The organism is Mesorhizobium sp. WSM4845 (assembly GCF_055811455.1).
Window position 1 is genome coordinate 1 of the sequence record NZ_JBVVQA010000027.1, and the last position, 15207, is coordinate 15207.

The 15207-nt window shown below is 62.2% G+C and carries 11 protein-coding genes and 2 pseudogenes; 6 read left to right on the plus strand and 7 right to left on the minus strand.

Annotation, left to right across the window (positions count from 1 at the left end):
* Window positions 1-258: 258 nt before the first annotated feature.
* From AC0L2C_RS25445 to AC0L2C_RS25455, 3 genes are all read right to left on the minus strand, one after another.
* Window positions 259-3438, minus strand: a complete 3180-nt coding sequence (locus AC0L2C_RS25445) for an efflux RND transporter permease subunit (protein ID WP_473524701.1) — start codon at window positions 3436-3438, stop codon at window positions 259-261.
* A 249-nt stretch (window positions 3439-3687) separates the two neighbouring features.
* Window positions 3688-4827: an efflux RND transporter periplasmic adaptor subunit gene (locus AC0L2C_RS25450; RefSeq protein ID WP_473524727.1), complete on the minus strand. Its 1140-nt coding sequence runs from the start codon at window positions 4825-4827 to the stop codon at window positions 3688-3690.
* A 74-nt stretch (window positions 4828-4901) separates the two neighbouring features.
* Complete coding sequence (locus tag AC0L2C_RS25455) at window positions 4902-5510, minus strand: TetR/AcrR family transcriptional regulator (RefSeq protein WP_473524728.1); 609 nt, start codon at window positions 5508-5510, stop codon at window positions 4902-4904.
* A gap of 228 nt (window positions 5511-5738) precedes the next feature.
* Here AC0L2C_RS25455 and AC0L2C_RS25460 point away from each other — a divergent pair, with 228 nt between their 5' ends.
* Window positions 5739-6092: a VOC family protein gene (locus AC0L2C_RS25460; protein ID WP_128245529.1), complete on the plus strand. Its 354-nt coding sequence runs from the start codon at window positions 5739-5741 to the stop codon at window positions 6090-6092.
* Between the two features lie 52 nt (window positions 6093-6144).
* Window positions 6145-7037 (plus strand): annotated as a pseudogene (locus AC0L2C_RS25465) (PhzF family phenazine biosynthesis protein).
* Between the two features lie 133 nt (window positions 7038-7170).
* Here AC0L2C_RS25465 and AC0L2C_RS25470 read toward each other — a convergent pair.
* The 3 genes from AC0L2C_RS25470 to AC0L2C_RS25480 all read right to left on the minus strand — a co-directional run bounded on the left by AC0L2C_RS25470 (window position 7171) and on the right by AC0L2C_RS25480 (window position 9290).
* Complete coding sequence (locus tag AC0L2C_RS25470) at window positions 7171-7356, minus strand: DUF417 family protein (protein WP_287061603.1); 186 nt, start codon at window positions 7354-7356, stop codon at window positions 7171-7173.
* Between the two features lie 43 nt (window positions 7357-7399).
* A complete protein-coding gene (locus AC0L2C_RS25475) occupies window positions 7400-7684 on the minus strand; it encodes a DUF417 family protein (RefSeq protein ID WP_473524702.1) in 285 nt (94 codons plus the stop codon).
* A gap of 82 nt (window positions 7685-7766) precedes the next feature.
* On the minus strand, window positions 7767-9290 hold the full coding sequence (locus AC0L2C_RS25480) for an MFS transporter (RefSeq protein ID WP_473524703.1): 1524 nt from the start codon (window positions 9288-9290) through the stop codon (window positions 7767-7769).
* Window positions 9291-9424: 134 nt separating this feature from the next.
* Here AC0L2C_RS25480 and AC0L2C_RS25485 point away from each other — a divergent pair.
* Window positions 9425-9615 (plus strand): annotated as a pseudogene (locus AC0L2C_RS25485) (VOC family protein); the annotation flags it as partial.
* A 304-nt stretch (window positions 9616-9919) separates the two neighbouring features.
* On the opposite strand, the gene AC0L2C_RS25490 reads toward AC0L2C_RS25485, so the two are convergent.
* Window positions 9920-11557 carry an acyl-CoA synthetase gene (locus tag AC0L2C_RS25490; protein WP_473524704.1) on the minus strand — a complete coding sequence of 546 codons (1638 nt, stop codon included), beginning with the start codon at window positions 11555-11557 and terminating at the stop codon, window positions 9920-9922.
* Between the two features lie 181 nt (window positions 11558-11738).
* On the opposite strand from AC0L2C_RS25490, the gene AC0L2C_RS25495 reads away from it, so the two are divergent.
* The 3 genes from AC0L2C_RS25495 to AC0L2C_RS25505 all read left to right on the plus strand — a co-directional run bounded on the left by AC0L2C_RS25495 (window position 11739) and on the right by AC0L2C_RS25505 (window position 15206).
* A complete protein-coding gene (locus AC0L2C_RS25495) occupies window positions 11739-12704 on the plus strand; it encodes a sugar-binding transcriptional regulator (protein ID WP_128171948.1) in 966 nt (321 codons plus the stop codon).
* 80 nt (window positions 12705-12784) lie between these two features.
* Window positions 12785-14839, plus strand: a complete 2055-nt coding sequence (locus AC0L2C_RS25500; protein ID WP_128245525.1) for a bifunctional aldolase/short-chain dehydrogenase — start codon at window positions 12785-12787, stop codon at window positions 14837-14839.
* Window positions 14840-14948: 109 nt separating this feature from the next.
* Window positions 14949-15206 (plus strand): type II toxin-antitoxin system RelB/DinJ family antitoxin, encoded by a 258-nt coding sequence (locus AC0L2C_RS25505; protein WP_128245524.1) that lies wholly within the window; start codon window positions 14949-14951, stop codon window positions 15204-15206.
* The last annotated feature ends 1 nt before the right edge of the window (window position 15207 follow it).

Genomic DNA, 15207 nt, shown 5'->3' on the forward strand with positions numbered 1-15207 from the left:
CGGTCCTCCCGGCGAAGGAGAAAACTGTCACCCATGCAATCAGTCCATTCTGTTACCTATCTATCCGGTTCGGACACCGGGCACTTCTCCCCGTATAGTGACGGGGAGAAGGGGCTGGCCGCACGCTCGGCGCTTTTTTTGCAGCGCTGGATATTGGCGAAATCCTTTGCGAAGGCGTCCTTCTCCCCGTCACTATACGGGGAGAAGATGGCGGCAGCCAGATGAGGGGCGGCGCCAACCTGCGCGATTGCCTCGACCCTATTCGGCCGCCAGGGGCAGTTCCGGCTGGTCATCGTTTTCCGCCAGTTTCGGCTCGGCGGCCGGCTCGGCGGCCGGCTCGGCGGCCGGCGCCGCGTCCTCGACCTTCTTGCGCTCCCGGCCGAAGAACAAGGCATAGCCTGCCGGAAGGACGAGGATGGTCAGCACCGTGGCAACGAGGATGCCGCCCATCATGGCATAGGCGAGCGGCCCCCAGAAGACGCCGCGCGAGATCGGGATCAGCGCCAGGACCGCCGTCAGCGCCGTCAGCATGATCGGCCGGAAACGGCGGACTGCCGAGCCGATGATGGCCTCCGAGCGTTCCATGCCGGCTGCGATGTCCTGGTCGATCTGGTCGACCAGGATGATCGAGTTGCGCATGATGATGCCAAGCAGCGCGATGACGCCGAGAATGGCGACGAAGCCGAACGGCGCGCCACTGATCAAAAGTGCCGCCGCAGCACCGATGATGCCGAGCGGACCGGTCGCCAGCACCAGCATCGCCTTGCCGAAGTGCTGCAGCTGGATCATCAGCAGCACGACGATGACGGCCAGCATGATTGGAGCTTTCGCTGCAATCGAGGCCTGGCTTTCGGCCGAATCCTCGGCGCCGCCCTGGATCTCGATGTTGTAGCCGGGCGCCAGACCGTCGCGCAGGCCCTGCATCTCGCTGTACATCTTCATGACGACATCGTTCGACTGCACGCCGTCCGGCAGCGTGGCGCGCACGCTGATGGTCGGCAGGCGGTCGCGCCGCCATTCGACGCCTTGCTCCAGCACCGGGACGACCTTGGCGACCTGCGACAGCGGCACGAAGCCACCGAAATCCGTCGGGACAGAGATCGAGTCGACCGCCGACAGCAGGTGGCGACTTGCCTCCGGCTCGCGGGCGACGATCGAAACCGTCTCCTCGCCGTCGCGGAAATCATCGAGCGGCGCTCCCGACATGGTCGCCTGCAGCATCTGGCGGATGCGCTGCGAGGTGACGCCGAGCGCACGGGCGCGATCCTGGTCGATCACCAGCTTCATCTCCGGCACCGGCTCCAGCCAGTCGTCGTGGACGGCGCCGAGCAGCGGATTTGCCTGGAACTTCGCCTTCACATCGTCGGCGATGCGGCGCACCTCCTGGCGATCCGGGCCCATGACGCGCATCTGCACTGGCCAGCCGGTGGGCGGCCCAAGGAACAGGCGGTCGACCTTGGCACGGACCGACGGGAAATCCTCGGCCAGAATGGTGCGCAGCTTGACGATCAGCCGCTCGCGGGCCGGTTCGTCATTGGCCATCACCAGAAGCTGGGCAAAGTTCGGATTGCGAAGCTGCTGGTCGAGCGGCAGGAAGAAGCGCGGCGCGCCCTCGCCGATATAGGTGGCTATGAAGCGCTTGTCCTTGTCGTCCATCATCCTGTTTTCGAGCGCCTTGGCCTGCGTCTCGACTTCCTTGATGCTGATGCCTTCTGGCAGCCAGAGGTCGACAAGGATTTCCGGACGCGACGACTGCGGGAAGAAATTCTGCGGGATGAACTGGAACGCCCACAGGCTGGTGACGAAGGTCACCAGCGTCATGACCAGCACGATGATGCGGTGGCGCACGGACCAGCTGACGGTGGCGCGAAGCCGGCGATAAAAGCGCGTGTCGAAGACATCGTGATGGCTGCCGGCGTGTTTTCGCTGCTTGAGAATCATATGACCAAGCCACGGCGTGAAGTAGACCGCCACGAACCAGGAGACGACCAGCGCGATGCCGACGACGTAGAACAGCGTGCGCACATATTCACCGGCTGTCGAGGCTGCGAAGCCGACCGGGATGAAGCCGGCGGTGGTGATCAGCGTGCCGGTCAGCATCGGGAAGGCCGTCGAGGTGTAAGCGAAGCTCGCCGCCTCGATCTTGACCATCCCTTCCTCGAGCTTGCGTTCCATCATTTCGACGACGATCATCGCATCGTCGACAAGCAGGCCGAGCGCGATGATCAGCGCGCCAAGCGAAATGCGCTGCAGATCGATGCCGATCTCGTACATGATGGCGAAGGTCGCGGCCAGAACGAGCGGAATGGTGACCGCGATCACCAGGCCCGAACGCCAGCCGATCGTCAGGAACGAAACGACAAGCACGATCAGCAGCGCCTCGCCGAGCGCCGTCATGAACTCGCCCACCGCGTCCCGCACGACTTCCGGCTGGTCGGCGATCTGATCGACCGAAACCCCGTAAGGCAAGGCCTCTTCGAAGCGGTGATAGGTAGCCTCGACCTCCTTGCCGACATCGGTGACGTTAAAACCCTTGGCCATGACGACGCCGACCTGGACGCTGTCGTGGCCGTTGAAGCGGTATTTGCGCTGATAGGGATCCTCGAGACCTTGGCTCACGGTTGCGATGTCGCCGAGGCGCGTCACCTGATTGCCGGCGCGCAGGCGAAGCTCGCGGATGTCGGCCGCCTCGGTCACGCTGCCCTCGACCGAGATGCGCACCGAGCGCTGGCCGGTATCGACCGAGCCTGCCGGATCGACATTGTTCTGGCCCTTGATCGCGTTCTGCAGATCGGTGAATGTCAGGCCGCGCTCGGCAAGCACCTTGGACGAAACGTCGATATAGAGCTTTTCCGGCTGGTCGCCGATGATCACCGCCTTCTCGACGCCGGGCGTCGTCAGCAGCATGTCACGCGCCTGGATGGCCAGTTTCTTCAGTTCGGGATAGCTGTAGCCATCGCCGCTGATCGAATGCAGAGTGATGAAAGTGTCGCCGAATTCGTCGTTGAAGTAAGGCCCAAGCAGCCCCTGGGGCAGCTCATTGGCGATATCGCCGACCTTCTTGCGCACCTGGTAAAAGGCATCCGCGACCTCAGTCGGATTGGTGTCGCCTTCCACCTGCAGGGTGATGATGGCGCTGCCGGCGCGCGTGTAGGAGCGGACGAAATCGAGATGCGGCGTTTCCTGCAGCTTGCGCTCGATCTTGTTGACGACCTGGTCCTCCATCTCCTGGATCGAGGCACCGGGCCAGACCGCCTGGACAACCATGACGCGGAAGGTGAAATCCGGGTCTTCCTTCTGGCCCATGCGCATCAGGCCGAGCGCGCCGGCAACGATGATCAGGCCGAACAGGAACCGCGCAATGCTCGGGTGCCCGATCGCCCAGCGCGAAAGATTGAAGGGCCTTTTTTCCTGGGTGTCGGTGGTGTCGGTGGTCATAGCGCCAGTCCATCTGTCTGATCGTCAGCGCACGCACATGGCATGCCCACGGAGCTTCTAATGCTGGCTTCCGGGCGGCGAGGCTTCCCGAGCGGAGAGACACTCATCGCGGTGGGGCGCCAGGACCGATGTCGGGGGGGTACATCGACCTGACGTCTCGACAATCAGGCACCTGCCGCCCGGAAACCGTGAATCGCTTGACCTCGCGGCTTGCGCCGATGCGAGGAAAAGCCGTTTTATGCCTGGCCGTCAGCGCACGCGCTTCATGGCCCCGCCATCATCGTCCGCCGATGCGGACTGCTGCACCGCATCGCCGGCCAGCTTGACCTTCAGATTTTCGGTCATGAATTGCGTGCCCGCCGCAACGACGACATCGCCGGGTTTTAACCCTTCGGCAACATGCACGCCGTCGGCGGTGAACTCGGCGACCTTGATCGGACGCGCATGGACGGTCTCGCCGCTGCGGTCCACGGTCCAGACGATCTGCTGGCCGTGCTTTTGCGCCAGCGCGCTCAACGGGATCGATACGCTTTGCAGGCTGTTGTTGGCGGCCGAAGCCTCGATATTCGCGGTCATGCCGAGAAGCACGCGCGGATCGTTGGGCAGGCTGACGCGAACGGCAAAGGTACGCGACTGCTGATCGGCGCTGCCGGCGACTTCACGGACCTTGCCGTCGAGCGTCAGCGCTTCGTCGGCCCAGAAGCTTGCCTTGACGTCCTTGCCCGGCTTGAACTGGGCGATATCGGTTTCGGGCACGGCGATCAGCACTTCCTTTTCGCCGTCGACGGCAACGGTCACAACCGGCGTGCCTGAGCCGACCACCTGACCGACATCGGCGGTGACTGAGGTGACGATGCCGCTCCTGTCCGCCTTGAGGTCGGTGTAGCGGACCTGGTTCTTCGCCTGGTCAAGCGCTGAGCGGGCGGAATTGCGGGTGGCGACCGCCTGATCATGGCTGAGCGTCGCCTGTTCGAGCTGCGATTTCGAGGCGAACTTCTTGGCAAACAGCTGTTCGGCACGACGGCGGGCAAGGCCCGTCGTCTCGACCTGCCGCTCGGCGGCCTCGAGGCTGGCCTCGGCGCTCTTGACCGAAAGGTCGTAGTCGGCGGGATCGATGCGGGCCAGAACGTCGCCCGGCTTGACGCGCTGGCCGATGTCGACCAGGCGCTCGGTGATCTTGCCGTTGATGCGGAACCCGAGATTCATCTCGGTGCGGGCGCGCACCGATCCGGAGTAGGAGAGCTCACGGGTATCGTTCGCCTTGGCGATCTCGACGACCTTGACCGGCCGGACGATGTCCTTGACTTCCACTTTTTCTTGCGAGCAACCGGCGAGCCCAAGTGCAGCGACGACGACCAGAGCCGGACCAATGGCCGGCAGCCTGTTCATGATGGATTTGGACAAAGACACTTGCGTACTCCCGAAATGGAGATGGATTGTCGACGCCCGGCGGACGCCGCCGGTCATTTCTTCAAAGCCCTGAGGGCAAACTCGATAAGCTCGTCCGGCATCGCCCGGTTGTTCTTGGCAAGGCACTGGGCGACCATCTGAGGGTGACAAAGGGTGATGATAGCGGCGCCGAAACACCGCGAAGCGACTTCCGCGTCCTGGTCGGCAAACTCGCCGGCGGCAATTCCCTCGCGGATCACCTCCTCGACCAAGCCGCGGATCCTGTCGATATGCTTCTCGATGACATGCCAATCGCGCTCGATGGCGACGACGACCATTTCGTGCACCTTCTCCTGGTCGAGCATGGTGTCGCGGGTCCACTGATAATGCGTTTGCACGTAGCGGCGCAGCCTTTCGCTGGCCGTTCCGGAACTATGGCAGGCGTCGTAGGTCAGTTGATAGCAGGTAGCGAGCATGCGGCCGCAAACGGCCTGGTGGATTTCGACCTTGGAGGCGAAGAAACGGTAGATGTTGGCCGTCGACATGCCGAGTTCACGGGCTATGTCGGCGACATTGGTCTTGCCGTAGCCGTAGTGGCGGAACAGTCGCTCTGCGCAATCGAGGACGCGCGCGACATTCTCCTGCCGGACCAGGTCAGCCGTCGTGTCGAGGTTGTCATGCATCATGTATCATTAGCTCATTACGAGTGACGAATTTTGAATTTCGTCACTCGTAATTCGAAATCGCCCGCCTGTCAACAGGTGATGTTACCTTTCTGGAGGACCGGTGACATCCGTTGATACAACCTGGGCGTGAACATCGTTAACGAAGCCTGCTGCCGGTCCCCGCAGCGCAGCAATGCGTTATCATCGAAGCTATGGAGATACGCCAAGCTGTGAAGGAGACATGGAATGACCGTGCTGCGCATCGTCTCGAATATCGCAACAGACAGCATTCCGGATGTTCGGAAGTTCTATACCGACTTGTTCGGGCTCGATGCCGTCATGGATCACGGCTGGCTCGTCACGCTGGCCTCCAGCGAAACCACTTTCCCCCAGATCAGCATCGCCAGCGAGGGCGGCTCAGGCACCCCGGTGCCAGATCTGTCGATCGAGGTCGACAATGTCGACGCGGTTTATCTTCGCGCAAACGAGATCGGTTGCAGAGTGGTCTATGATTTGACCGACGAACCGTGGGGCGTAAGACGCTTCTTCATTGCCGACCCGACCGGCAAGCTGGTCAACGTGCTCTCGCATCTTCGGTAGAGATTGTTCTGCAAACTGAACGGGCCCAATTGCGGTTCTCGGAGGAAAAACCATGAGCAGAACAATTCCATTTCATTTCGTCGATGTCTTCGCGGTAGAGCCGCTGGCCGGCAATTCCCTTGCGGTGGTCGATTGCGATGCCGAGTTGGCGCTCGAGCTGATGCAGAACATTGCCCGTGAGTTCAACCAGTCCGAGACCACTTTTGTCCTACCGGCGACCCGGGCGGACGCCGATTGGAAATTGCGCTCATTCACGCCGAAAGGCGTGGAGGTTTTCGGCGCAGGCGGCCACAACACCTTAGGGGCCTGGTGGTGGCTCGCTGCAGCGGGGCGGCTCGAGTTGGGCGATGGCCCGACATGGTTTCACCAACAGATCGGCGACTTGGTATATCCATTGGCCATCTGGCAAAGCCAGGGAAAACTCGAAAAGATCATTATTCAACAGGAAGCCCCAGTGGCCGGCGGGCAGATCTCAATCCTGGCGCTCTTGCCGCGGCGCTTGGCCTAAATACTGAAGAAATAACGGACGTCGTGCCTTGCCAGGTGGTCTCGACCGGCGCTGCCCATCTCCTGGTGCCAATCCGCGATCGCCAAGCCGTCGACCGGATTTCGCCTGACGCCAAACAGCTTTTCGACCTGCTCAACGAGGTCGGCGGGGAAGGCTGCTACGTCTTCTCACTTGATCCGCTACAGCGGGGAACCACAGCGTATGCACGTTTTTTCAACCCGACCGTCGGCATTGCCGAGGATCCGGCGACCGGTACGGCGGCTGGTCCGCTCGCCGCACATCTGGTTGCACACGGTGTTGCGCAGCGCGGCGTAATCAAGGTCGAACAAGGCACGGCGCTCGGACGTACCAGCATCATCGAGGTCGATGTCGATGCCGGCTCGGTGAGCGTGTGTGGACGTGGCATCGTGGTGGCGAGCGGGGCGTTTTCGATATAGTCGAAGGTGAGTCAGATGGCGCGCAGGCACCGAACTTATGCCCGTCCCACAAGTTCGCAGCAGGTGGAGCCCCGCCTTTGGCGCGGATAGGCGGGATGACGTGGTTCTGCCACTCGCTTCGACTTGGATCCGCTTAGGTAGCCGATTTGTTTAATCTGTTCAGGCTTTCGCCCAGTATGACAAGCGCGATGCCGAGCAGCGCAATCTCCTTGATCAGGAACTGGCCGGCGGGACCGAGCGCGGGAAAGCCCAGCGTTGGCTCCCAGATCGGCAGGGCAACCATGATCGAACAGGTGACCAGGAAAATCAGGGCGGCCAAGCCCCGCCGGCGACACCGGCCCGCGCCGACCAAGGGCAGGCAATCAGGAGAAGCCCGGTCGCGATCTCGACGACACCAGCGCATAAGAGGCACCGGCTTCACCAAATACCGGATACATCCAGGCGAGCCAAGGCGTGCCGCCGATCAGCGGCCTCAACGCCTCGATCTCAACTGCCGTGAATTTCATCCCGCCGATCATGAGAAGCGGCAGTATGACCCCAGTCAGGGCGACGATCGACCCGGCTTTGCCGACCGCGGCGGCCTTTCGCGCCCATGGCCGAGAAAGGGTCTCGTCTTGACCTCCAGGCGATAGTCCGAAAATCGGCATGTGTCTCCTCCTCATGTTCCGTGTCGTGCTTATCCCTCAGGGGTCGGTTGGTGTCGCAGCTTTTGCTGGCTGCTGCCCAGCCTCAGACCTGTCCCCGTACTTTTTGCAACAGGACCCCCGCAAGGATGGCCGCAGCCAGCGCCACCAACTCGCAGATACCGGCCGTCATCTGGAACGCCTGAGTGAACGCCTCCCGCGCTTTGCCGAGTAGATCGGAACCGAGCGTCTCCGGTAAGGCGATTGCAACTGCGACGGCGCCTCCAAGCGTGTCCTTGGCAACTCTGATTTCTTGTGCGGACACCCCATCCGCGACCATCCCGGTCACGCCGCTGCGATAGATGGCGGTGACGATGCTGCCAAGGATCGCGATGCCGAGCGCGCCGCCCAACTCACTGCTGGTTTCCGCGAGGCCCGAGGCCGCACCGGCTTGCCCGGGTTCAACGGTGCCCACGATGAGGTCGGTGGCCAAAGTGAACACCGGTGCAAGGCCCAGGGAGAAGACGCTGTAGCCTGTGACGATCACCGCGAGATCGGCTCGGCCGCCACTGCGGGTGAGAATAAGGAATCCCACTGCCGCGAGCGCAAGGCCGGCAGCCATCACATAGCCCGGGCGAGCCTTACCGACCGCGATCGGCGTCAGCATCGAACCGGCGATGAAAGCGATGGCGGAAGGCACCGTCCACAGGCCCGCTACAAAGGGTCCCATCCCGAGCACCAGCTGCAGATATTGCGCGATGAAGAGAAACGAGCCGAACGCGACGAAGAAGCCGAGAACGTTGACCGCCAATGAAGCGCTGAAGGCGCGCGAGCGAAAGAGCCGCAGATCGACCAAGGGATTTTTCAGCCGTGGTTGACGCAAGACGAAAACCGCGCCGACAGCCGCGCCGAAGACAATGGCGAAGGCCGGCTCCAGGCCGAATCCATGTTCGGCGATTTCCTTGATGCCGTAAATCACCGAAAGCACCGCGACAAGTGACAGCGCGGCGCTCAAGATGTCGAGCCGACCCGCTTCGGGATCGCGATATTCGGGCAGGACCATTGGACCGAACACCAGCAACGCGACCATGACCGGTACGGCCACGAGGAACACGGAACCCCACCAGAAATAGCTCAGCAGGATGCCCCCGACCAACGGGCCGATGGCAGCGCCCGCTGAGAAGCTGGCGATCCAGACTCCGATGGCAACCGTGCGCTCCCTCGGGTCGAGGAACATGTTGCGGATCAACGAGAGGGTGGACGGCGCAAGCGTGGCCGCGGCAATCCCGAGCAGCGCACGCGAAACAATCAACATTTCGGCGCCTGTGGAGAACGCCGCGAAGACCGAAGCGATTGCAAATGTTACCGCGCCGATCAAAAGCAGTCTGCGGCGGCCGATGCGGTCGCCCAGCGTGCCCATCGTGATCAGGCATCCGGCAAGCAGAAAGCCATAAATGTCCACGATCCACAGAAGTTGCGAACTCGAAGGCCTCAAGTCTGCGCTCAACCGCGGCACAGCCAAATTCAAGACCGTCAGGTCCATGGAATAGAGCAGGCAAGGCAGCGCGATAACCGAGAGCCCCATCCATTCGCGCCGTGTAGCCCTGGGGCTCGGCTCCGCGTTCTCCATTAGAATGCTCCTCCTGCTAGATCTTCTTTCGTCGAGTCGGTTCTTTATCGAGGACGATCGCGAGGCGCTCGATCCGACACAGAGCGATCTTTTTGCTCCGTTCAGCCGATCCAGCTGCTGCAAGGCACGTTGTTGAGTGCGGCTCAGGCACCCCGGTGGCTGATCTGTCGATCGAGGTCGACAATGTCGACGCGGTTTATCTGCGCGCGAACGAGATCGGTTGCAGAGTGGTCTATGATTTGACCGACGAACCGTGGGGGTAAGACGCTTCTTCATTGCCGACCCGACCGGCAAGCTGCTCAACGTGCTCTCGCATCTTCGATAAAAAAAATTGTTCGCAATACTGAACGGGCCCAATTGCCGGTTCCCGGCATGAGCGGCGGCTCAGGCTAAATTCTGATCTGTCGTGATCCTTCGCGCCCCCCTCTGTCCTGCCGGACATCTCCCCCACGAGGGGGGAGATTGGCGGTTTTAGCGCCCAGCTAGTCCTGCAATGTTGAAAGTTGGCGAAAGCGGCGATGACAGCCAATCTCCCCCCAAGTGGGGGAGATGTCCGGCAGGACAGAGGGGGGCTGTCCCGCTGCCATCAAACGCTCTGCACCGTCGTGACGCCGACGGTCCTGATCCACCTACCCCTTGGCCATCTCCCTGAGCCGGAACTTCTGGATCTTGCCGGTCGAGGTCTTCGGGATTTCGGCGAAGATCACCGCTTTCGGCATTTTGAAGCGGGCGAGCAGCGCGCGGCAGTGATCGATGATCTCGGCCTCGGTCGCCGTCCTGCCCGGCTTCAGCTCGACATAGGCGATCGGCACCTCGCCCCATTTGTCGTCGGGCCTCGCGACGACGCCGCAGGAGGCGACGGCGGTATGCTTGTAGAGCGCCTCCTCGACTTCGATCGAGGAGATGTTCTCGCCGCCGGAAATGATGATGTCCTTGGAGCGGTCCTTGAGCTGGATGTAGCCGTCGGGATGCATGACGCCGAGGTCGCCCGAGTGGAACCAGCCGCCGGCGAAGGCCTCGTCGCTCGCCTTGCGGTTCTTCAGATAGCCCTTCATGACGATGTTGCCGCGGAACATGACCTCGCCGATCGTCTCGCCGTCGGCCGGCGTCTCCTCCATCGTCTCGGGGTCCATCACCGTCAGATCCTCGAGCGCGGCATAGCGCACACCTTGCCTGGCCTTCCTCGCCGCCTTCTGTCCCTTCTCCAGCCCATCCCACTCGCCCTGCCATTCGTTGACGACCGCCGGGCCATAGGTCTCGGTCAGGCCATAGAGGTGGGTGACGGCAAAACCCGCATCGGCCATGCCCGACAGCACCGCTTCCGGCGGCGGTGCCGCGGCGGTGTTGAAGGTGACCGTCTGCGGAAATTGCCGCTTGTCCTCGTCGCTGGCGTTGATCAGCACCGACATCACCACCGGCGCACCGCACAAATGGGTGACGCCGTGGTCGGCGATGGCGTCGTAGATCGGCTTCGGCCGCACCCAGCGCAGGCAGACATGGGTGCCGGCCTGCACGGCCAGCGTCCACGGAAAGCACCAGCCGTTGCAGTGGAACATCGGCAGCGTCCACAGATAGACCGCATGCTTGCCCATGCCAGCATGGATGGTGTTGGCATAGGCCATCAGCGCTGCACCGCGATGGTGATAGACGACGCCCTTGGGATTGCCTGTCGTGCCGGAGGTGTAGTTGAGCGAGATCGCATCCCATTCATCGTCCGGCATCGACCAGGCGAAATCCTCGTCGCCGCTCGCGACGAAGGTCTCGTAGTCGAGCGAGCCGATCCGCTCGCCCTTGGGATAAGGGGCATCAGTGGCGTATTCGGGATCGTCATAGTCGATGACCAGCGGTTTTACCCTGGCCAGCGCCAGCGCCTCGCTGACGACATTTGCAAACTCGCGATCGACGACCAGCACCTTGGTTTCGGCATGGTCGAGCTGGAAGGCGATGACGCCGGCATCGAGACGGGTGTTGAGCGAATGCAGCACCGCCTTGGTCATCGGCACCCCGAAATGCGCTTCCAGCATCGGCGGGGTGTTGGACAGCATGACGGTTACGGTGTCGCCCTTGCCGATGCCGCGCCTCTGCAGCGCCGAGGCAAGTTTTAGCGACCGCCGCCAGAAATCGCGATAGGTCGTGCGCTGGCGACCATGGATGATGGCGACATGGTCGGGAAAGGTCCTTGCCGCCCGCTCCAGATAGCTGAGCGGCGTCAGCGGCTGGTGGTTGGCTGGATTCCTGCCGAGATCCTGTTCGTAGGGATTGCCCATCCCGTCCTCCGCTAATGTCTGATCGAAACCTTCTACCCACAGGCTTCCGGCCCGTCACCATGCCACGATAGAGCGCATTTGGCACAAGGTATGATGTAGATTCAGCGGGCGAAAGGCATCCTTGCCTTTGCCCAGTTTGACTTTTGTCGACAGCCGTGAATAATGTCAGCAAGGAGATGGCATGGCGATCCGACCGGCAGAACAGCTTATCCATAAGGCCGCCTGGCTCTACTATGCCCACGGCTTGCGCCAGGACCAGGTCGCCAGCCAGCTCAAGATTTCCCGAGCCTCGGTCGCCATGTATCTGCGCAAAGCGCGCGAGACCGGCATCGTCAACATCTCGACCTCGACCCAGCTTTTCACCGACGACGTCATGGCGCGCAAACTCGAAGACGCATTGAAGCTCGATGCCGTCTGGATAGCGCCGGAAAACGGCCATGTCGCCGATCCGTCGACCGACATCGCGGTGCTGGCGGCCAGCGTCTTTCTCGAGCTGATCAAGAAGGGCGATCGCATCGGCGTCGCCTGGGGAAGGACCATCTATACGATCGCCGACATCATGTCCTATGCCGATCTGCAGGATGTCACGGTGGTGCAGCTCTGCGGCAATCTGGGAGCCCCCTATTCCTACCGCCCCGACCAATGCACCATGGAAATCGCCCGCCGGCTCAATGCCAAGGGACTCAATTTCTATGCGCCGCTGGTGCTGACGACAGAGGAACTGGCGCGCGGCCTGCGCGACGAGCCGGTGATCCGCGAGCAGTTGTCGGGCATCAGTGCGTGCAATCTGGCGCTTTACTCAGTCGGCACCGTCGACGCCGACAGCCATGTCGTCAAATGCGGCGCGCTGACTGCCAGCGAAATGGAGGTGCTGCGTCGTGCCGGGGCTGCCGGCGTCATCGCCGGTCAGATCATCGATGCGCAAGGCAAGGCGCTCGACTGCAGCTACAACAGGCGGATCATTTCGGCGGAGCTGTCATCGCTGCGCAAGATCGAGAAGCGCCTCGTGGTGGTGCAGGAGGACAGCAAGTTCGGACCGCTGGTGGCGGCGATCGCGGGTGGGCTATGCACGCATCTGGTGGTCGGCGCCCGGATGGCGCGACGGCTGCTCGACCATGCCGGACCGGCAGTAGAAAAGGTCGCCTAGAGAACACAAGCCGCGGACGCATTGTCATCAAGGCGTCGCGGCATTCCTGTTTCACAACAAAACAACCGGACGAAGCGAACATGAAGAACCTGTGGAATGACGGCGACGCGGAGAAGCTGGTTGCCGACTATGCAACAAAGGGTGTGGCCCGCGACCTGGCGCTGCGCGTCTACACGACCAGGCTTCTGGGCGGCGAACCGCGGCTTGTCCTGCATGGCGGCGGCAACACATCGTGCAAGACAAAGGCCATCGATCTCGTCGGCGACGAATGGGACGTGCTCTGCGTCAAGGGCAGCGGCTGGGACATGGGCATCATCGAGCCGCAGGGCCTGCCGGCGGTCAAGCTCGGCGCGCTGCTCAAGGCGCGGTCGCTCAAAAAACTCTCCGACGAAGACATGGTGGCGCTGCAGCGGGTGAACCTGATCGATCCGTCTTCGCCCAACCCTTCAGTCGAGACACTGCTGCACGCCTTCCTGCCGCATAAATTCGTCGACCATACGCACTCGACCGCCATCCTCGCCATTGTCGACCAGGACGATAGCGAGGCGCTGAGCAAGAAGGTCTTCGGCAACAAGATGGGGTTCGTGCCCTACATCATGCCGGGCTTCGACCTGGCGAAGGCGGCTGCCGATGTCTTTGACGCCGACCCGACGGTCGAAGGCCTAATCCTCGACAAGCATGGCATTTTCACCTTCGGCGACGATGCCAAGCAGGCTTACGACCGGATGATCCATTATGTGAACCTCGCCGAGGATTTCATCGCCAGTCACGGCAAGCCGCGCAGCGAAAAAACCGCCTTGCCGGCCAGGCTGGCGAAGCCTGCGGAGATTGCGCCGATGCTGCGCGGCGCGGTGGCGGTGGCGCGCGGCGAAGGCCGCTTCGACCGTATGATCAGCGATTTCCGCACCTCGGACGCGATCGTCGATTTCATCAATTCGGCTGACATTGCCGACTATGCCGGGCGCGGTGTGTCGACGCCCGACCTGTCGATTCGCATCAAGACCGGACCGATGGCGTTGCCGGCGCCCGACGCGGACAAGATCGGCGACTACAAATCCGTCATTCGCCAGCATGTCGAAAAATTCGCGAGGGACTATCGCGCCTACTTCGAGACCAACGACGCGCTCGACGATGTGAAGCGCACTATGCTCGACCAGATGCCGCGCCTGACGCTGGTGCCGGGGCTCGGCATGTTCGGCCATGGCCGCACGCTGAAGGATGCGAAGATTGCATCCGACGTCGGTGAAATGTGGATCGAGGCGGTGCGCGGCGCCGAAGCAATCGGCGATTTCCATCCACTGTCCAAGGCCGACCTTTTTCCGCTCGAATACTGGTCGCTGGAACAGGCCAAGCTCGCCGCCAACAAGCCGAAGCCGCTGACCGGCCAAATTGTGCTGGTCACCGGCGGTGCCGGCGCGATCGGTGCCGCCACGGCAAAGCTGTTCGCCGACAATGGCGCTCATGCGGTCGTCGTCGATCTCGACGCGGCGAGGGCGACGGAGGCGGCAAAAAAAGCTGGCAACGGTTCGATCGGCGTCGGCGCCGACATCACCGACCCGGCGCAGATGCGCGCTGCCTTCGACAAGGCCATTGCCGTCTACGGTGGCCTCGACATCCTCGTCTCGAATGCCGGTGCGGCTTGGGAAGGCAGGATCGGCGAACTCGACGACGCCACTTTGCGCAAGAGCTTCGAACTCAATTTCTTCGCCCACCAGTCGGCGGCGCAGAACGCAGTGCGCATCATGCTCGAGCAGGGCACCGGCGGCGTGCTTTTGTTCAACACCTCCAAGCAGGCGATCAATCCGGGTCCGAAGTTCGGCGCCTATGGCATGCCAAAGGCGGCGACGCTTTTCCTGTCCAGGCAATATGCTGTCGACTACGGCGCCCACGGCATCCGCTCCAATGCCGTCAACGCCGACCGCATCCGTTCCGGGCTGTTGACCGACGCGATGATCGCCAGCCGTTCGAGCGCCCGCGGGGTCTCGGAAAAGGAATATATGGCGGGCAATCTGCTCGGGCAGGAAGTGACGGCCGAAGACGTCGCCCAGGCCTTCCTGCATCAGGCGCTGGCAGAGCGCACCACCGCCAATGTGACGACGGTGGACGGCGGCAACATCGCGGCGGCGCTGCGGTAATGCATGTCGCTCAAACGCCGCACATTTTCGAACGGTACGAACTGGACCGGACGGCTTGCGAATTCGGCCTTTCGTAGCTACATTGTAGCTCTCTTCAAGGAGCAGTAATATGGCAACGGAAACTGTGGTCCGCGCTCGGATCGATGCGGCGACAAAGGCACAGGCGACGGAAGCCTTGGCGGTAATGGGATTGTCCGTTTCCGACGCCATTCGCCTGCTGCTGGTCCGCGTCGCCGCCGACAAGGAGTTCCCCTTTCCGGTGAAGGTGCCGAACGCAACCACTCGAAAGGCCATGTCCGAATTGGAGCAGGGCAAGGGCAAGCGTTTCGCCTCGGCCGACGAGTTGTTCAAGGACTTGGAAATCTGAT